Source organism: Cohnella abietis, assembly GCF_004295585.1.
Lineage (GTDB): Bacteria > Bacillota > Bacilli > Paenibacillales > Paenibacillaceae > Cohnella > Cohnella abietis.
The window spans coordinates 4,568,025-4,587,673 of sequence record NZ_AP019400.1 but is presented as its reverse complement, the minus strand read 5'-3'; the positions used below and the strand labels follow the sequence as shown (position 1 = coordinate 4,587,673).

Genomic DNA, 19,649 nt, shown 5'->3' with positions numbered 1-19,649 from the left:
TAGCCGACTCGGAGGGAAGCTTAGTGGGTATTAAAGATATTTCTTTAACGATAGAGCAGCTCTTAGACGCGGCCAAAGAGGCGCGGAAGCGTGCTTATGTGCCCTATTCTGGCTTCTCTGTAGGTGCCGTACTACTTGATTCGCAAGGGCAGCTGCATTATGGCTGTAATGTAGAGAACGCGGCTTACAGCCCAACTAACTGTGCGGAGCGGACTGCTTTGTACAGTGCTATAGCAGATGGATGTAGGCAGGGCGAGTTTCAAGCTATTGCGGTTATCGGCGAAACAGAGCAACCGATTACACCATGCGGCGTATGCCGCCAAGTGCTCGTAGAGCTCTGTAAGCCGGATATGCCTGTTGTTTTAGGTAATATGAAGGGTGAGTATCGCGTAACTACGGTTTCAGAGCTCCTTCCGGGTGCCTTTACTTCACAGGATTTGAATAATTGATTGTACTGAAGGAGATTAGGTTATGCAGAAGAAAGGCTTCAAGTCAGGGTTTGTAGCCATCGTTGGTCGTCCGAATGCGGGCAAATCGACGCTAATGAACCAAGTAATCGGTCAGAAAATTGCTATTATGTCTGACAAACCACAGACGACACGTAACAAAATCCACGGTGTTTATACGACGGATGATGTGCAGATTGTTTTTCTCGATACGCCAGGTATTACGAAGCCCAATTCAAAGCTTGGTAACTACATGCTTAAGGCAGCGGAAAGCGCCTTTAACGAAGTGGAAGCTATTCTCTTTCTGACGGACGTAACAGAGCCGGTCGGAGGCGGAGACCGTTATATTATTGAACAGCTTAAGAAGGTTAGAGATACGCCAGTCTTTCTCGTTCTTAATAAAATAGATAAGATTCATCCGGAAGCGCTGCTACCTATTATTGATAAGTATCGGAAGCTAATGGATTTTACGGAAATTGTACCGGTATCGGCGCTTCAAGGCAACAATGTGAATGCATTGTTAGAGCAAGTGTCTAAGTATTTGGCGGAAGGTCCTATGTATTACCCTGCTGATCAGGTTACGGATCATCCTGAGCAATTCGTATGCGCAGAATTAATTCGTGAGAAGCTACTGCATTTGACTCGTGAGGAAATTCCCCATTCCATTGCTGTTGAAATTGAAAGCATGAGTGTGGCGGACAATGGTCTCGTTAATATTGGTGCGGTTATCTTCGTAGAGAGAGATTCCCAGAAAGGGATTATTATCGGCAAAAATGGTGCGCTCTTGAAGGAAGTGGGCAAGCTGGCACGACAGGATATGGAACGTCTGCTTGGCTCCAAAATATTCCTTGAATTGTGGGTAAAGGTCAATAAGGATTGGCGTAATCGCGATTCAATCTTGAAAACGTTGGGATATCGCAACGATTAATGGCGGGTCGTAAAAAGTGTCAAGCATAGCACAACTGTCTCCGTGACATGCTAATCCGTAGAAAGTGCAGTTCATTTTCTCCCGGAGAGGATGAGGCGTTGTGCGGGATTTTACGTGGCAGGTATTTACACAAACCGGCGATGTCGAGGCTTATCTGCTTTATAAAGAAGTAAACAATCTTGCGGCTTCCGAGCTTGGGTTAAATGCCGGCTTAGAAGCAGAAGAGGGTAATGCTGCGGACGAGGAATGAGAGCCGATGTTATATCGGGTAGAAGGTTTAGTTATTCGCAGCACCGATTATGGAGAAGGAAATAAAATCATTACCCTGCTTACACCATCTTATGGGAAGCAGGGCATTATCGTGCGCGGAGCCAAAAAGCTAAAGAGTCGTTATGGTGCGCTTGCTCAATTATTTACATATGGTGATTACTCCTATTACAAAGCAGGTACACTCGGCACATTAAACAGTGGTGAGATTATCGAGTCATTTCGAGAGCTCCGCGAAGGTCTAGAGGGTCCTGCTTATGCCGCCTATGCTGCTGAATTGACGGAGCGGAGCATTAACGACGATGAGGCTGCGGCGAATTTGTTTCATCAGCTCAAAGCTTGCCAAAACGCGCTTGTAGAAGGCAAGGATCCGCAGATCGTGCTGCGTCTATACGAGATGAAGGTAGTTATTGCTGCCGGCTATGCTCCCTTATTAGACGAATGCGCGAGCTGTGGAAGGCAGCAGGGGCCTTTCCGTTTCAGTTGTAATGCTGGCGGGGCACTATGTACATCATGTAGACATCGAGATCCTACAGCAATTGAGTTGGACGAAATCGTATGGAAGCTGCTGCGTGTGTTCTCTAATCTAGATATGCGGCGCTTAGGTAATATTATGGTCAAGGAAAGCTCCAAACGTCAGCTGCAGCTGGTGCTGAGACGTTGGATAGATACTTATATTAACTTAAACCTAAAGTCCCGGAGCTTCTTAGATCAATGGGAAAAGTATGGTGATATGCTAGGCGAGCGAATGAAACGGCCGGAGCCCTTATCGGAAACCGAGGCTGGGGACGGAATGGTTTGACAGTGCGCGTTGCGGTAGTTTAGAATGTCATCATAATGATTTTTCTCTATGAAGGAGAAAGTAGCCAATTATCGTTAGCAGTTTCAGCGAGCCGGGGATAGTGAAAGCCTGGAGATACGAATTGGTGAAGGGCGCTCTGGAGAGATCGGTAAGAATGAGGAGGGTTATCCTTTCCGGCGAATTCGGCATGTTAGCTGAATCGGCAAGGACAGCCAAGTAGGGTGGAACCGCGGGAATTTTCAGCTCCCGTCCCTATGTCTGCGAAGGCAGACGTGGGACGGGGGTTTTTTAGTTGTTCATAATACTGAAGAGAAGATCAAAAGGAGCGATTACGAATGAACTTTCAGCAAATGACGTTAACCCTACAGCAGTTTTGGGCTGATCAGAATTGCATCGTTGTACAGCCGTATGATACGGAAAAGGGCGCGGGTACGATGAACCCGATGACTTTCCTACGCACAATCGGTCCAGAGCCTTGGAATGTTGCTTATGTTGAACCGTCTAGACGTCCAGCGGATGGACGCTATGGGGAAAATCCTAACCGTCTTTACCAGCATCATCAATTTCAAGTTATTATGAAGCCTTCGCCTGATAACATTCAGGAGCTTTATCTTGAAAGCTTGAAGAAGCTTGGACTTGACCCTCTTCATCACGATATTCGTTTTGTTGAAGATAACTGGGAAGCTCCAACTCTCGGTGCTTGGGGACTCGGCTGGGAAGTATGGCTAGACGGTATGGAAATTACACAGTTTACGTATTTCCAGCAGGTAGGTGGTATCGATTGCCATCCAGTGGCGGTAGAAATTACGTACGGTATGGAAAGATTAGCATCTTACATTCAGGATAAGGAAAATGTATTTGATCTGGAGTGGGTAAACGGTGTAGCTTACGGTGACGTATTTAAGCAGCCGGAATACGAGCATTCCAAATATACATTCGAGATTTCAGATACGGCAATGCTGTTCCAGCTGTTCTCAACTTATGAGGGCGAGGCTAAACGGGCTATGGAAGCTAACCTCGTATTCCCTGCCTATGATTATGTGTTGAAATGCTCCCACACGTTTAATTTGCTAGATGCAAGAGGGGCGATTAGCGTAACGGAGCGTACGGGCTTTATGGCGCGTGTACGTAACCTGGCACGCCAGGTCGCGGCTACTTATTTACAGGAACGGGAGCGGCTTGAATTCCCGCTGCTGAAGAAAGGGGCGGTTAACAATGGCTAAGGACCTGTTGCTGGAAATTGGTTTGGAAGAGGTTCCTGCTCGATTTGTCCGTGGAGCTATGGAACAATTAAAGGAAAAGACAGAGAAGTGGCTGACGGAAAGCCGCCTGACGTTCAAAGAAGTTGAAGCTTTTGCTACACCTCGCCGTTTGACGGTTATCGTGAAAGATTTAGCGGACAAACAAGAGGATATCTCAGAGGAAGTTAAAGGTCCCTCCCGCAAAATCGCTTATGATGAGAACGGGGCTTGGAGCAAGCCAGCACTTGGTTTTGCGCGTAGTCAATCTGTAGATCCTGATTCCCTTTTCATTCGTGAAGTTGCTAATGTTGAGTATATTTTTGCTAAGAAGAGCTCTTTAGGTGTGGAAACAGTAAGCCTTCTTCCTGAAGCACTGCCTGCTCTAGTTACCTCTTTGACTTTCCCTAAAAATATGAGATGGGGAAATTATGAGCTGCGTTATGTACGTCCGATTCGCTGGCTTGTGGCATTGCATGGTACGGAGGTTGTGCCATTTGAAATTACCGACGTAGCAACGGGTAACGTGACACGAGGACACCGTTTCCTAGGTACAGAAACCGTTGTAGAGGAGCCTAGTGTATATGTTGAACGTTTGCTTGCTCAGCAAGTAATTGTCGATGTAGAACAACGTAAGGCGGCTATTCTCACAGGGATTCAAAGCTTAGCAGCTGAAAAAGATTGGGATATAGCGATTAAGGACGATTTATTGGAAGAGGTACTCTTTCTAGTCGAAACACCTACAGTGCTTTCGGGCTCTTTCGATCCATCCTTCCTGGAAATTCCACAAGAGGTGCTCATCACTTCTATGCGTGAGCATCAGCGTTATTTTCCAGTATTCGATAAATCAGGCCGTTTGCTTCCCCATTTTGTAACCGTGCGAAACGGAGACCAAGTTTCTTTGGACGTAGTTTCCAGAGGGAACGAGAAGGTGCTTCGCGCAAGATTATCCGATGCTAAATTTTTCTATGAAGAAGATAAGAAGCTAGTTATAAATGATGCATTGGCTAAGCTTGAAAATATCGTATATCACGAGGAATTAGGTAGCATAGGTGACAAAGTCCGTCGTATTCGCATTGTGGCAGACCGAATTGCTCAGCAATTGCGTTTGGACGAAGCGAATCTTGCCGATGTTAGCCGTATTGCCGACATATGCAAATTCGATCTTGTTTCACAAATGGTCTACGAGTTTCCAGAGCTGCAAGGAATTATGGGAGAAGATTATGCTCGTAAAGCTGGCGAGCGTGAAAGTGTTGCTCGCGGCATCAATGAGCACTATTCTCCACGTAATGCGGGTGACCGTCCTGCCGCTTCATTAGTTGGAGCAATCGTTGGTATTGCCGACAAGCTGGATACGATAGCTGGATGCTTCTCAATTGGAATTATTCCGACAGGCTCTCAGGATCCGTATGCTCTTCGTCGTCAAGCAGCAGGAATCGTTAGTACATTGCTTACGCATGAATTGGATATTACATTGACGGATTTATTCCAAATTGCTTTGGAAGTTCATGGAGCAAGAGGATTGAAACGTGAAGCCTACGATATTATTAAGGATATGCAAGAATTTTTTGCCTTGCGGATCAAAAACGTATTGTCAGAACAGTCCATTCGATATGATGTTGTGGATGCTGTTCTGGGAGCGGGAGCGCAAGATGTTCGCCGTACAGTTCTACGGGCCCACGCTTTACAAGCTGTAAGCACAGAAAGCAGCAAAGCGGAGTTCCGTCCTGCGGTTGAAGCATTTAATCGGGTATGTAATCTTGCTGCAAAATCAGACTCTAAGCAAGTAGACGTGAAGCTATTCGCAGATGATGCGGAAAATCAGCTTTATGTGGCTTGGCAGAATGCGCATGGCGAATTCCTGAATGCTAGTGCTCAAGCGGATATGACAGCAGTGCTTGCGGCGCTTTCTTCCTTAAGCGGTCCAGTAGCAGCCTTCTTCGAAGCTGTTATGGTTATGGCTGATGATGAGGCGATTAAACGTAACCGTTTGGCTGTATTGACGCTAATTGCAGATGACGTTAAGCAATTCGCTGATTTCTCTAAGCTGTCAGGGTGAGCATTGTAAGGAAATCAGCCGGAAGGAGCATGTCCCTATGTCTCAAGTTAGCGTGACTGTATACGTAGTATCTGATTCAGCAGGGGATACAGGAGAGCTTGCAGTTCGAGCTGCAGCAGCCCAGTTCCATCCATTGTCCGTGCACATTCGGCGAGCAGCCTTTATCCAAAGCCGAGAAGGTATAGATTCCATTCTTAGCTCCGCGCAAACGGAGAACAGTATTGTGCTCTATACGCTGGTCATTCCGTTCCTCCGCGATTATATGGTGGATCAGGCAAGCCAGATGAATTTGAAGGCAGTCGACTTGCTTGGTCCGCTAATCGGAACTCTTGAGGGCACGCTTGGTCTTGAGTCGCGTCATGAACCTGGCTTAAATCATGTTCTTAATGCTGATTATTTTCGCAAGGTAGAAGCTGTAGAATTTGCTGTTCGTTACGATGATGCAAGGGACGTTTCCGGTATCCTCAAAGCTGATATCGTACTAGCAGGTGTGTCTAGAACTTCAAAAACACCGCTGTCGATGGTATTAGCACACAAAACCTTCAAGGTGGCTAACGTACCGCTTGTTCCGGAGCTTGTACCTCCGAAGGAGCTTTATCTGATCCCTGCCCACAAGGTAATCGGTCTTACGATTAATCCTGATTCGCTAAATGCAATTCGTAAGGAAAGATTAAAGGCGCTAGGATTACCAGATTCAGCTCCATATGCTACTTCCGAGCGAATTCTTAAGGAATTGGATCATGCGAGAAATGTGATGGAGAAAATTGGATGCATTGTTATTGATGTATCCAATAAAGCAGTAGAGGAAACGGCTAGCTTAATTCTCGAGCATTTTCAACGGTAGACATCTATAGATGTGTACGAGGTAGGGGGAGAACCGAGAGGTTCTCTTTTTACGATGCTAGTTACTTATAAATATAGGACAAATGATCTATAATAGATCTAAAGACTCATATAACAGATCATTTTGTGATCATTTTATGAACGATTATTGCTAAACAAGCTGTTTTTATCGTTTTTCTGTATGATGAAATATAAATATTTTTGTCGAAAAATGTATAAATGTGCATGAAATGAAGGCGAATGTAACTTAAAATCCTTTAAATACGTATAAATATAAGGAATATGATGAGAATATTCTCTTTTGCGACTGCTGAGTAAGTTTCAAAGGCAATGAAATGGGGAACATAAAAATTGATAAGGGTAATGCAGGATTTTGATTACAGTTAGCGTATATAATATTACGGCAAACTTTAGTTGAATCGTGTGGTGATGTCGATGACAGTCCTACGTCATCGGGTAGTAGTTGATGGCGATGCTTGTCCGGTTAAGACGGAAATTGCCAGAACGGTGAGGAGCTGCGGAGCAACAGCGCTGCTTGTCTCGAGTCATGCTCATGTCCTGGTACCGGAGCCATCTGTAGAAGTAGTTACTGTCGACGCAAGTGATCAAGCAGCAGATTTGTATATCGCTAATGTTCTGACCAAGCAAGATATTCTTGTTACTGGCGATTATGGATTGGCTGCACTGGGGCTAGCGAAGGGTGCTGCTGTATTAACGCCGAGAGGTAAGCAAATTCGGGAATCCGACATCGAAGGCTTATTGGAGCAACGTCATTTTTCGGCGCGTCTGCGTCGAGGTGGTACGCGTACTAAAGGCCCGAAGGCGTTCACCAATGAGGATCGTGACCGATTTCAACAAAAACTGACAACTCTGCTGCGAGGGTTGCAGGAGATTCCCGACCTTTAGCGAAATGTAATAGGTGCAAGAAAACGATTGAGTGGATAATCACTCTGAGGTATGTGTTCGGTTCCTCTGCACTGGGAAGATAAGGTGGCTTTAATGAATTACGGAATGATACCCCAAACGGTTATTGATGAAGTGCTGCGTCGCCATGAAATTTCGGATACCGTAGGCAAATATGTTCATCTGACCAAAAACGGCAAATACTTGAAGGGTCTCTGTCCCTTTCATTCCGAAAAAACACCATCGTTTACGGTCACACCGGAGAAACAAATTTTTCATTGTTATGGCTGTGGCAAAGGTGGTAATGTAATAAAGTTTGTGATGGAGATGGAAGGGGAAACGTTCCCTGAGGCAGTCAAAGCGCTAGCAGAAGAAGCTGGCATTCCCATTACGTGGACGACTGCTAATACTGAGGAGCCCTCTGCCTTCCAGAAAGAAAAGCAAACTTTACATGAAGCTCACGATTACAGCTTGAAACTGTATCATTATCTTCTGAAAAATATGGAAGTGGCAAAGCTTGCAAGAGAATACTTACATTCACGTGGCTTTAATGATGCTTTAATTGAGCATTTTGGGATCGGTTATGCTCCAGCTAGATGGGACACGCTTACGCAAGCGTTAGAACGGAAAGGCTATAGCTTAGCTGAGATGGAGGCAGGCGGATTACTGTCTCGCAGACAGGATGCAGAAGGTTATGTGGATCGCTTTCGTGATAGGGTTATTTTCCCGATTCATGATACAAGTGGAAATACAATAGCTTTTGCGGGACGACTAATGTCGGACGGACAGCCTAAATATCTTAATTCTCCAGAAACCCCTCTTTTTAATAAGAGCCGAACGTTGTACCGATTGCATGAAGCTCGACCGGCTATACGCCGAGCAAGGCAGGTTGTATTATTCGAAGGTTATGTTGATGTCATCAAAGCATGGTCCGCTGGTATTCATAACGGGGTAGCTACGATGGGGACAGCACTAACTGGAGAGCATGCAGCAATGCTTAAACGTTTTGCGGACGAGGTTATACTATGCTATGACGGAGATGATGCAGGACAAGCTGCTGCACATAAAAGCATACCTTTGTTAGAAGAGGCAGGTTTCCGTGTAAGGGTAAGCATACTTCCTAATCGAATGGATCCAGATGAATATATATCTTCATACGGACCAGAGCCTTTTGTTCGGGAATTCATTGACGGGGCGGTTTCCGCAGTCAAATTTCAGCTTATATATTTAAGGAAATCCCATATACTCCTAGAAGAAGATGGGAAGATTCGCTACTTGCGCGATGCGGTTAGAATCGTAGCAAGGAAAGATTCCCCTACGGAACGCGAGTTATTGCTTAAAGAGCTAGCTCAGGAGTTTGGTGTATCCTTAGATACACTCAAGCAGGAAAGCCTCGAATTCAGACAGCAGGAGAAATTGGGAAACGTAGGGGATATTCCAGCCGGATCGTGGAATAATGTATGGAATGAAAACAGATCTACCTCGAAGAACCCGCCACTTGGTGCGGCAAACGTGAATGCGGAACGTCAGCTGCTTTCTTGGATGATGCAGGATAAAGAAACGGCACTCCTTGTACAGCAAAGGCTTGGCGAACGTTTTCTAATTGAGGATCACGCGGCTTTAGCTGCTTATTTATATGCTTATTACGCTCAAGGCAATGATCCTGATATAGGCCGATTCGTTACGGTACTGCAAGATGACCGTTTAGAACGTTCTGCCAGTGCCATCGCTTTGATTGAAGTCCCATATGGCGAGAAGGAATTGGAAGATTTTCTGCGCACGATTGAAAGAGCTTCTGAATCAAAGGGTTCTATTGAGCAGAAGTACGAAGAGATGCGCCGTGCAGATCGAGCCGGAGACAAATTACAGGCGGCACAAATTTTGAAAGAGATTTTATCCCTGGAAAAGCAGCGTAAGCAATTGTAATACGCAGGCTGATCAGGGAGGAGGGAGTCGGCAATGGCAAACGATCAACACACCGGATTGGAAACGGAAGCGACACTAGAACAGGTTAAGGCTCAGCTGATCGAACAAGGTAAGAAGAAATCTTCCTTGACCTATAAAGACATCATGGAGAAGCTGTCTCCATTTGATCAGGACCCCGAGCAAATTGACGAATTTTTCGAGCAGCTGGCGGATATCGGTATCGAGGTTTCCAATGACCACGATGAACTGGGACGCGAGAGACCACACGGTCATAACAATGGTGAAGAGGAAGAGCGTGACGAATTTAATTTCGACGACGATCTCTCGCTTCCACCAGGTATCAAAATTAATGACCCCGTGAGAATGTACCTTAAAGAAATCGGACGAGTGCCGTTGCTTGGTGCAGATGATGAGGTTGAACTAGCCAAGAAGATTGAAATTGGCGGACCTGATGGCGAAGAAGCCAAAAAAAGGCTGGCAGAAGCCAACCTTCGTCTAGTCGTCAGTATCGCGAAGCGTTACGTTGGACGGGGTATGCTGTTCCTGGATCTTATTCAGGAAGGGAATATGGGTCTTCTTAAAGCGGTCGAAAAATTCGATCATGATAAAGGATTCAAATTCAGTACTTATGCCACATGGTGGATAAGACAGGCGATTACACGGGCTATCGCGGATCAAGCGAGAACGATACGGATCCCTGTTCATATGGTCGAGACAATAAATAAACTTATTCGAGTATCTAGACAGCTGCTGCAGGAATTGGGTAGAGAGCCTACACCTGAAGAAATTGCTGAACAGATGGAGTTAAGTGTAGATAAAGTTAGAGAAATCATGAAAATTGCTCAAGAGCCTGTCTCATTAGAAACGCCTATCGGTGAAGAAGATGATTCCCATTTAGGGGACTTTATCGAAGATCAGGAAGCGTTGGCTCCAGCAGATGCTGCCGCGTATGAGCTTCTCAAGGAGCAGTTGGAGGATGTTCTGGACACGCTCACTGAGCGTGAAGAAAATGTTCTTCGTTTGCGTTTTGGATTGGATGATGGACGTACTCGTACGCTTGAAGAGGTCGGTAAAGTATTCGGCGTAACACGTGAGCGTATCCGTCAAATCGAGGCTAAAGCGTTACGTAAGCTCCGCCACCCGAGTCGCAGTAAACGATTGAAAGACTTTTTAGAATAATAAATAGTATTTGGATGATAGAGGCCTTTGCCGTAATGGCTGAAGGTCTTTTTTTTCAATCGAATAAGGGGGATCGTCGGCATGGCTGCTTTGGATGAAGAGAAGCGCAATTTAGTCGTTAAAGAAATTGAATCTTGGCGCCGCAGCAAGCTACTGCCGGGGAAGTATTGCGATTTCCTGGAAAACCTATATTTAGATGATTTGAATGAGCGGCCGAAAGGCTTTATGGAGACAACAATTAAGAAAATTGGTCAAGCATCGCGCAAGCAATGGTTCCTTACTTTTGGAATTTTTACCTTGATTTGTTTTGTTGTACTTCATTTTAGCGCGTTTCCAGTATCATTGCAAATAGGTTTAACAGGCGCTGTTACAATGGCTTTTATCGCATACGGTGGCAAGCAAAGGCATAATAATCCGCTTCGAGGGTTGTTATCATTAGGCATAGGAATGGTATTCCTGATTGGGGCAGGATTCGGTATTGTGCAGTTAAATGGCTGGATGGGCGGTATAGGTCCTATGCTGCTGCTTGGATTCTGCTCGCTAGTGTGGATAGGCATAGGTATATTAATGAGAGTCCCTTTGCTTCACTGGTTTGGTTGGATGGCGGTTGTCGTGTTCTATGCTTTGCTACTGGCTAGACATGTTCCTAATCCCTCTCTATTCGAGGTTCAAGTATTTTGGATACCAGCGGCGTTGTTGTTTGCTTGGCTGAGCTGGTATCTTCATGTTCGCTTTAAGTCTGTTGGGGCGGTTTTCTTTGCTTCTGCGTTAGTGTTATGGTTTATGCCTGAGGTTTACTCAGCTCTGTATGGAATTCAGACGAATTGGATTCAAATAGAAATACTTTTCAAAATTGTAATTGCCGGAGTAGCAATGTTTCGACTAAGAAAACAATGGATGGAATGGGTTGCTTAACAATGAAAAACAATAATGAGTTAAGTAAGAATATTGATGGAGTAGAAATGAAATTGTCCCGTCGCTTGTCTGCATTGGCTGAGTGGGTTCCTGAGGGAGCTCGTTTTGCTGATATCGGGACAGACCATGCGTTGCTGCCGGTTTTTCTAGCCAAGACGGGGAAAATTAGCTATGCAGTTGCAGGTGATGTGCATGATGGACCTGTAGAGGCTGCCAAACGCCAAGTATCCGAAGCTGACTTGGGGGATATCATTTCTGTACGTATAGGAGACGGGCTGTCCGTACTCGAACCGGGTGAAGTGGATACAGTGACTATTGCAGGCATGGGTGGAAGCCTGATGGCAAGAATTTTGGAGCAAGGTAAAGAGCAGCTGAAGGGTGTCACAACGCTTGTGCTCTCCCCTCATGTCGCTGAAGATGCAGTTCGGCAATGGTTAGTAAAGCATGATTACGTAATAGATCGAGAAATCCTCCTTGAAGAGGACGGAGTTATATACACGCTTATGCGTGCGACTCTAGAAACGGACAGTGGATTAGCTCAAGCAGAGCAGAAGCGATTATATGATGAGGCCATACTTGCCCCAAGCTTATTAAAGATTTCATCAGCGTTATTATACGAGATGGGTCCACTGCTGCTCAGAGAGCCGACGGAAGCATTCCATCTTAAGTGGGAGCAGGAGATTGCTAAGCGGGAAAGAGTTATATTGCAATTGAGCCATGCTACTGCTTCAGAAGCTGCTGAGAAAGCGAGAGAATGGGAAGAGGACGTGCGAGAAATCCGGGAGGTGTTGTCATGTTTGCCCGTGGAGAAACGATAATCCAATTAATGGAGCGACTTGCACCTAAGCATTATGCAGTTCCCGATGACAAAATTGGTTTGCAGGTTGGTTCAGTCGCTAAAGAAATTAAGCGTGTGCTCGTCACATTGGATGTTACACCTGCAGTGGTGGACGAGGCAGCTACTTTGGGAGCTGAACTCATTATTGCACACCATGCCGTTATATACAGGCCTCTAGCACATCTTCGGACAGACACTCCAGCAGGAGCATTAGCTGCTAGCTTACTGCGTAAAGACATTGCTGTATATATATCGCACACGAATTTGGATACCGCAGAAGGCGGAATCAATGATTGGATGGCAGAAGCACTTGAGCTTACGGGACGAGGCATATTAGAGGAAATACATACAGACAAGCTATTTAAGCTTGTTGTGTTTGTGCCTGAAACGCATCATGAGATTGTGCGAACCGCTATGTTCTCAGCAGGTGCTGGATGGATAGGGAATTATAGCCATTGTAGCTTCAATAGCGAAGGTACGGGTACATTTTTGCCTCAGGAGGGCAGTGATCCGTTTGTTGGTAAGCAGGGCAAGCTAACGCAGGTGAAGGAAGTAAGGCTTGAGACAATTGTCCCGCTTAGTTCTCGAAAGAAAGTAATAGCTGCTATGCTGAAGGCTCATCCTTACGAGGAGGTAGCTTATGATTTGTATGCCTTGGATCTGAAGGGTCGCTCCTTTGGGCTAGGCAGAGTTGGTACCCTACCGGAAGCGGAAAGCTTGGACCAATTTGCCGAACGTGTTAAAGCGGCCTTTGATGTTCCATTCGTGCGAATGGTAGGTGACGGATCAAGACAGGTACGTAAAGTGGCTGTGCTGGGTGGAGCAGGAGCAAAATATATTCGTCATGCCACATTTGCCGGAGCAGATGTACTTGTTACGGGAGATATTGATTTTCATTCCGCGCAGGACGCATTGGCAGCGGGTTTAACGATTATCGATCCTGGGCATCATGCTGAGAAAATAATGAAGCCGAAAGCCGCTGAATGGCTTGCAGAGCAGCTTAAAGCTAAGGGATATGCAACGGAAGTATTTGCTTCAAAGGTAGATACGGAGCCCTTTCAACTACGATAATTTTACCAAAAAGTATGAACTCTGACATAGACTCCATTCATTTACGTTGTCAGCGAGGACAATTCGAGTTATACTAGTCGTTGCAAACCGGAAAGTTTGACAGACAATCGCTGGTGGCTTCGCGCCACGAGAGGAAAGTCCGGGCTCCACAGGGCAGGATGCTGGATAACGTCCAGTCAGCGCGAGCTGAAGGACAGGGCCACAGAAATGGACCGCCGATGGCTGCTTACGCAGATCAGGCAAGGATGGAACCGTGGTGTAAGAGACCACGAGGGGCACTGGTGACTTTGCCCCTGGTAAACCCCATTTGGAGCAAGACCGAGGAGAACGCGGAGGCTCGTGAGAGTCTCAGCCCTAGCCCGGGGTGCGTTCGGGTTGGTCGCTTGAGCCGTATAGCAATGTACGGCCTAGAAAGATGATTGTCGCTTCCATCGTGGGAGGGTAAGCGCAAGCTGCCCGTTACTACCACCGGAAGTACAGAACCCGGCTTACGGCAAACTTTCCGGCTTACTACGAAATTAAACGAGGGGCTGTCCCATAAGGTAACTTATGGGCAGCTTCTTTTTTATATCGACGTTTATGTCGGAGGTTACTCCGAAATGGATTGAGCAACATATGGCTTACCAACTCAGTAACTCTTATTTGATCAAAATCTAATGGTTTTATTTTTTAAAGAACTCCACACATCTTATATCCAGTAAAGTAGCACCGCTCCTCCCATATTTCCCCCAATAGCGCCGCTGGAATTCGTAAGAACAAATAAGTAGTCAATTTATTGATAATAAGCATGATACGGTTTAGCTAGGACGCACATTTCCCTCGTGCATGCGCGATGGGATACTTTCTTTTCTAATCAAACTCTCCCTATACCCTTGGCAAGGCAGCATGTTACCATATTACTGTTGTCCAAAAATTTTCCAATAACGGGGTATCTTAATATATGAGTATTAACTTACAAGAGTGGATTCAGGAAGTCGATTTGGTGGGCATGCAAAAGGCAATGTCTTCAGGTGAATGTACATCCGAAGCTCTCGTGCTTGCATATATCGAACGCATTCATAAGTATAATCCTCTTGTCAATGCCGTATTAGAGATCAATCCAGATGCGCTTGAAATAGCAAGGAATCTTGACCTTGAGAGAAATACAATAGGTAGTAGGGGGCCGCTGCACGGAATTCCACTCCTGCTCAAGGATAACATCGATACGCATGACCGAATGCATACGAGCGCTGGTTCAATCGCATTGGCTGAGTCGTTTGCTTCTAAAGATTCGTTCATAGTCGCAAAGCTCCGCGCTGCCGGCGCAGTTATTCTAGGTAAAGCCAATATGACCGAGTGGTCGAATTTCATGTCCAACCGTATGCCAGCTGGATACAGCTCCAGAGGCGGGTATGTATTGAATCCATATGGACCTGGTAAGCTCTTCGTCAGTGGATCAAGCTCAGGATCGGCTGCAGCCGTAGCGGCAAGCCTGGCAGCAGTAGCGATCGGGACAGAAACCGCGGGTTCGATAATTGGGCCGGCCAACCAACATTTTCTTGTTGGAATAAAGCCTACTGTAGGGCTAACTAGCCGCAGCGGCATTATCCCGATCTCCATAAGTCAGGATACACCAGGACCCATTTCCAAGACAGTGACTGATGCAGCGATTCTACTGGGGGCAATCGTTGGGATTGACGAAAACGATAAGGCAACACGGACTAGCCCGCATCGTACTTTTCATGACTACACAGCTTATCTCGACCGAGACTTTCTGCGTAAAGCTCGTATTGGGATTCCCAGACATTACTATCGGTCGTTGGATGAAGAAAGACTTTCCATCATGGAATCCGCCATCGAAGTTCTGCGTGAGCAAGGTGCTACAGTTATCGATCCTGTGGACCTCCATGTGGAACAGCATCCATGGAACAATGATGTTATCTGCTACGAATTCAAAACAGGTCTGAATCGGTATTTATCGAAGTTGAACTCGGATATGCCTGTGCATTCTATTCAAGATCTGATTGATTATAATCAGAAACACGCTGCTTCCGCATTGAAGTTTGGCCAAGACAATCTGATTCGCTCGGAACAAAATGTTTTAACCAATATAACCTATCAATTTAAACGTCAAGAATATAACCATTCGGCTGTAACGCAAGGGATTGATTATGCACTCGATCAACACGGCTTAGATGCATTAATGTTACCCGGTGATATTGATGGCATGTACATTGCTGCCCGATTAGGGTATCCCCTTATTACGGTGCCCGCCGGTTATTCAGCAAAAGGAACAATTGATGCGGATGGCGATTCGACGCAGGGTCCATTTGGTATTGTCTTTTCCGGGAAGGCTTTCAGTGAGCCCACGCTAATCAGCCTCGCTTATAGTTTTGAGCAGGCAACACTTTTCCGTCGTCCGCCAGATCTAGGTGAATTCTTGTTCTAAATATCGTATATCAAGCTACAAAATAACGTAATAATCCCCGCATACCGTCATGTATGCGGGGATTACTACGTTAACAGGTAAAGATTGTTGAAATAAATCAACTGCAGTCTAAGACTTTATTTTTTATTCAACTGACTTAGCTCTCGACGAACCTGCTGCGGGTACAGCTGTAAAGAGGTATTTATTCCGTTAGCGGATAGCAATGCTGATCTAACATCAATCTGTCCGTAACCAAAATCTTTATCTTTACCGCTTTTCCCCAAATCTCGTGAGGTGCGACGAAGTAAGTCCATAATCTCGATATTGCTTAGCTTCGGGTTGGCAGCTTTAACGAGTGAAGCAAGGGCTGATACGTGAGGGCAAGCCATGGACGTTCCAGATAGGGCGGCATACCTGCTTCCGGGATAGGTGCTAGGAATAGAAGACCCTGGAGCAGCAACATCAATGTAATCGCCGTAATTAGAATACTCTGCTCGCATTTCGTTCTGATCTGTTGCTGACACGGCGAAAACCTCAGGGTAAGCGGCAGGATAACCTGGGCGATCTGTATTATCATTCCCGCTTGCCGCAACTAAAACAACGCCGTGTTCATAAGCATATTTCAGAGCATCATGCAGAAACTCGGCCTCAGCATAATTACCCAAGCTCATATTAATAATATTTGCGCCATGATCAGTAGCCCATATTATTCCTTGAGCGACGGAATAGGTGGAGCCAGCACCAGAGCTGTCGAGTACTTTAACTGGCATTATTTTAGTAAACCAGGTCATACCTGCTACACCTTCCTTATTATTAACATTGGCCGCAATTATTCCAGCAACATGAGTACCATGACCAACATCATCCTCAGGTGCACTAGAGGGATCAACAATGTTTACGCCTTTAACGAGTCGCCCCTTCAAATCAGGATGATCCGCTTGCACTCCTGTATCCAATACAGCAACGATAACATCCTTACTTCCCTTCGTAACATTCCATCCGGTTTCTGTAGTTATTTCTGGCAAATTCCATTGATATTCAGAATAGAGTGTATCGTTAGGCACTATGATTTTACTGTCTGTAGCTGATGTTCCTTCCGATTCGTTAGTCATGTACAGGTAGTGAGGTTCTACAAATTCAGGGTTCCACTTGTCGATGAAATAAGCTTTCAAATGACTGGTTTCATGCTTCGTCGAACGAAATACATAAGTTTTTCCTGTGTGGCGCACAACCGATAAATTAAGCTCTTTACGAAGCTGCAGCAGTTGCTTAGCGGTCAAGGGCTGACGGAATTTTACAACGATTTCATCAATAGAGTAATGGCTAGCATTTCCGTTATCTTCGCCAGTTCGAACAGTTGTTTCTTGATTTGAGCCTGGAGTGACAGATTCTATGCGATATCGCCCTTCAGGAGGGTAAGGGATTATACGAAGATTTCTCTTCTGGTGCCGTTCAACGGCTTGAATGATTTCCGTCGACACAAGTGCTACAATGCTTTGCTTAGGCTTAGAGGTATGTGCTTGCGACAATACGAAATAACTTTTCCCACCATAGGTAAAAATAGGGGAGGAGTAGCTGCTACCTTGGACAACCGATTTGCGAGCTTCTGCAAGATAATGCTTAGAAATACCGCTTAATTCATTTTTGATTTTACCAACAGTATTTTTTTTCTGACCGTCGACCCATTCTACCCATAGAAGCTCTGGGTGAATGTTTAACAGCTCCTTGAATTTCCGCAGAGCATCTTTGTTAGAATCTTTATTGTTCAAAAACTGTTTCATATCCCGTGTTACCTGTGATCTAGCTAATCGCTCTGTAGCTGCCATATCCTGTTGTATGGTTTGCTGCTTGTAAATAGCTTCTTTCTTAGCCGGATGTACTTCAAGTGCCTTAGGTGGAGCATGATGTACATTTTTCAAACTAGGTGGCAGAAGAGGAATGGCAAACAAAACGACAGCGAAGGTAAATAAAGCTCCTAGCAAAACATTCCGACGCAAGGCACACCTCTCCTTTTTCATTCCCTATAACAAGGGAAGCTTATGTCATTAGGATGAGGCGAGATGAGAAAAATATACTTGCCAGTACCGTTTCATTCCGATTTATGTTACTATGAGGAAGGTTTCGCGGGTCAAAGCGGGACTATTTATCTTGATACCCATAAAATGCCATAAGGTTATGCTTCTGTACAATGGAAAGGGGAACAATTTATGCCAGCTATTAATATTAAAGCGCTCGCAGAATCCAGTCGTGAGAAATTAAAGGCAGCTATTGATCCGATTGAACAATTTCTTAATAATCACGCACTTGAACAACTGGTTCAAGCAGACAATCCCGATAGTTCAGCATTTTATAGCGGATTGCTGTCCGATTTACGTCATTTGCTTGTATTCTCCGAGGTTGCTTACGAGAAGCTAGGAGCGATCCTACGCCGTCCGAACTTGGACAATGACCTCGCTGAACGCGCACTGTATGAAGTGTATCATAATGGCGTGAATGCCTTCTTTTATCCTAAAAATGAATGTTATTCAGAGGATGGACGATACGCATATACAGGTCAAGATGCTATTCGCTTCCGTATAAAGCCTATTCGTCCAGCGAGAGACATCATTCTTAGCATTTCTCGTCTTTATGAGGAGCTGCGAGATGATTTGTCTTATTACGAAAGTGATTATCTGACTCAGCGTCGGATGCAAAGTCAGTCCAAATAACAATTATGTCTAAAAACTCCACCCCTCTGTCTGCATACCTGTCTATTCAGGGTGCACAATAGACAGGGGGGTGATTTGATTGCCGAAAGGTGTAGCTTGCAGTGTCAGTAATTGTTCCTTCTGGAATCAGGGAAATCAATGTGGAGCCCAAGAAATAACTATTGAAGTGGATTCGCATGCTGAGAACAATTGGAATGAGGAATTTTCCGATGAATTTTTCACTCATCAAGATGTTGCCAAAACCTCATCAGTTACTTGCTGCTTGACCTTCCAGCCTAAGGACAATAAATAGGTCTAAAGAACGGAAGAACAATTCCTTGTCGGGACTAGTCGGACTGCGGTAGTTATTGTACAATAAAGAAAGCTTACAATTTGACTACCGGGAGATAACCGACGTGAATGTAACGACGGATCCAAGATTATTAAAGCAAATGCTTTTGACGCAATGGATGACGGAATTAAATCCTTTAAGTAACAAAGCGACGAACGTATCGGCAAGTGATTCAACGGGACTTTTTGATATATTACTAAGCCAATTAAATACAAGCTCATTGCAGGAATCAACGAGTGGAGAAACAACTAATTCCATGAAGGTTTCTGGATTGTCCGTGCCAACTGCTTCTTGGAGAGGAGCATTGACCAGCGATAGCGGTTCGTCCTCGGCCTACGATGATCTCATCTCCGCCGCAGGAGCCAAGTATGGTGTCGATCCGGCTCTGATTAAAGGCGTAGTCCAATCGGAGTCATCGTTTAATCCCAATGCTGTTTCTTCGGCAGGCGCCAAAGGACTTATGCAATTAATGGATGATACGGCGCGAGGTCTTGGAGTATCGGATTCGTTCGATCCAGCCCAGAATATCGATGGAGGAACAAGGTTCCTCTCCTATTTATTGCGGAAATATGAAGGTAATGTTTCGACAGCATTAGCTGCCTATAACGCAGGACCAGGGCGTGTGGATCGACTTGGTATCGCCAATGATCAGGATATTGCGTTGAATCTACAGAAGCTGCCAACTGAAACGCAGAATTATATTCGTAAGGTTCTGGATGCATCCAGTCGTTGGGGCGCTTAGATCAGTAAGATAGCATAAGGATGAAGGGGATCAAGACGGGAGCATG

At 45.4% G+C, this 19,649-nt stretch carries 18 protein-coding genes and 1 other RNA gene; 18 read left to right on the top strand and 1 reads right to left on the bottom strand.

The features are described from left to right. Positions 1-23: 23 nt before the first annotated feature. The 15 genes from cdd to KCTCHS21_RS20165 all read left to right on the top strand — a co-directional run bounded on the left by cdd (position 24) and on the right by KCTCHS21_RS20165 (position 15,843). On the top strand, positions 24-449 hold the full coding sequence (gene cdd, locus KCTCHS21_RS20235; RefSeq protein ID WP_232057900.1) for a cytidine deaminase: 426 nt from the start codon (positions 24-26) through the stop codon (positions 447-449). Between the two features lie 22 nt (positions 450-471). After that, a complete protein-coding gene (era, locus tag KCTCHS21_RS20230) occupies positions 472-1,374 on the top strand; it encodes a GTPase Era (protein ID WP_130612521.1) in 903 nt (300 codons plus the stop codon). A 100-nt stretch (positions 1,375-1,474) separates the two neighbouring features. Next, positions 1,475-1,624, top strand: coding sequence for a YqzL family protein (locus KCTCHS21_RS20225; RefSeq protein ID WP_130612518.1), 150 nt, complete (start codon positions 1,475-1,477; stop codon positions 1,622-1,624). Positions 1,625-1,630: 6 nt separating this feature from the next. After that, positions 1,631-2,443, top strand: coding sequence for a DNA repair protein RecO (gene recO, locus KCTCHS21_RS20220; protein ID WP_130612515.1), 813 nt, complete (start codon positions 1,631-1,633; stop codon positions 2,441-2,443). A gap of 335 nt (positions 2,444-2,778) precedes the next feature. Next, the gene (gene glyQ, locus KCTCHS21_RS20215; protein WP_130612512.1) at positions 2,779-3,666 is read left to right on the top strand and encodes a glycine--tRNA ligase subunit alpha; all 888 of its coding nucleotides are present in this window, start codon (positions 2,779-2,781) and stop codon (positions 3,664-3,666) included. Beyond that, entirely contained in the window at positions 3,659-5,740 is a 2,082-nt protein-coding gene (glyS, locus tag KCTCHS21_RS20210) for a glycine--tRNA ligase subunit beta (RefSeq protein ID WP_130612508.1), read from the top strand. Before glyQ ends, glyS begins: the two co-directional genes overlap by 8 nt. Before the next feature lie 37 nt (positions 5,741-5,777). Then, a complete protein-coding gene (locus KCTCHS21_RS20205) occupies positions 5,778-6,584 on the top strand; it encodes a pyruvate, water dikinase regulatory protein (RefSeq protein ID WP_130612505.1) in 807 nt (268 codons plus the stop codon). Positions 6,585-7,018: 434 nt separating this feature from the next. Continuing rightward, on the top strand, positions 7,019-7,489 hold the full coding sequence (locus KCTCHS21_RS20200; protein WP_130612502.1) for a YaiI/YqxD family protein: 471 nt from the start codon (positions 7,019-7,021) through the stop codon (positions 7,487-7,489). A 105-nt stretch (positions 7,490-7,594) separates the two neighbouring features. Beyond that, positions 7,595-9,412, top strand: a complete 1,818-nt coding sequence (dnaG, locus tag KCTCHS21_RS20195; RefSeq protein ID WP_232057899.1) for a DNA primase — start codon at positions 7,595-7,597, stop codon at positions 9,410-9,412. A gap of 33 nt (positions 9,413-9,445) precedes the next feature. Beyond that, positions 9,446-10,591 carry an RNA polymerase sigma factor RpoD gene (rpoD, locus tag KCTCHS21_RS20190; protein ID WP_130612496.1) on the top strand — a complete coding sequence of 382 codons (1,146 nt, stop codon included), beginning with the start codon at positions 9,446-9,448 and terminating at the stop codon, positions 10,589-10,591. A gap of 81 nt (positions 10,592-10,672) precedes the next feature. Beyond that, positions 10,673-11,506 (top strand): hypothetical protein, encoded by an 834-nt coding sequence (locus KCTCHS21_RS20185; protein ID WP_130612493.1) that lies wholly within the window; start codon positions 10,673-10,675, stop codon positions 11,504-11,506. 2 nt (positions 11,507-11,508) lie between these two features. Beyond that, positions 11,509-12,324: a tRNA (adenine(22)-N(1))-methyltransferase gene (locus KCTCHS21_RS20180; RefSeq protein WP_232057898.1), complete on the top strand. Its 816-nt coding sequence runs from the start codon at positions 11,509-11,511 to the stop codon at positions 12,322-12,324. After that, entirely contained in the window at positions 12,300-13,415 is a 1,116-nt protein-coding gene (locus KCTCHS21_RS20175; protein ID WP_130612490.1) for a Nif3-like dinuclear metal center hexameric protein, read from the top strand. The genes KCTCHS21_RS20180 and KCTCHS21_RS20175 overlap by 25 nt, the downstream gene beginning before the upstream one ends. Positions 13,416-13,506: 91 nt before the next feature. Then, positions 13,507-13,921, top strand: an RNA gene (gene rnpB, locus KCTCHS21_RS20170) — RNase P RNA component class A. A gap of 434 nt (positions 13,922-14,355) precedes the next feature. Then, positions 14,356-15,843, top strand: coding sequence for an amidase family protein (locus KCTCHS21_RS20165; RefSeq protein ID WP_130612486.1), 1,488 nt, complete (start codon positions 14,356-14,358; stop codon positions 15,841-15,843). Between the two features lie 116 nt (positions 15,844-15,959). Here KCTCHS21_RS20165 and KCTCHS21_RS20160 read toward each other — a convergent pair whose 3' ends face one another. Then, positions 15,960-17,819 carry a S8 family peptidase gene (locus KCTCHS21_RS20160; RefSeq protein WP_232057897.1) on the bottom strand — a complete coding sequence of 620 codons (1,860 nt, stop codon included), beginning with the start codon at positions 17,817-17,819 and terminating at the stop codon, positions 15,960-15,962. Positions 17,820-18,029: 210 nt separating this feature from the next. Between KCTCHS21_RS20160 and KCTCHS21_RS20155 the strand changes: the two genes are divergently transcribed. From KCTCHS21_RS20155 to KCTCHS21_RS31960, 3 genes are all read left to right on the top strand, one after another. Further along, on the top strand, positions 18,030-18,530 hold the full coding sequence (locus KCTCHS21_RS20155; RefSeq protein ID WP_130612480.1) for a YpuI family protein: 501 nt from the start codon (positions 18,030-18,032) through the stop codon (positions 18,528-18,530). Positions 18,531-18,609: 79 nt separating this feature from the next. Next, positions 18,610-18,822, top strand: coding sequence for a DUF1540 domain-containing protein (locus KCTCHS21_RS20150; protein WP_130612477.1), 213 nt, complete (start codon positions 18,610-18,612; stop codon positions 18,820-18,822). Between the two features lie 103 nt (positions 18,823-18,925). Beyond that, positions 18,926-19,603, top strand: a complete 678-nt coding sequence (locus KCTCHS21_RS31960) for a lytic transglycosylase domain-containing protein (protein ID WP_269472721.1) — start codon at positions 18,926-18,928, stop codon at positions 19,601-19,603. Positions 19,604-19,649 lie beyond the last annotated feature (46 nt).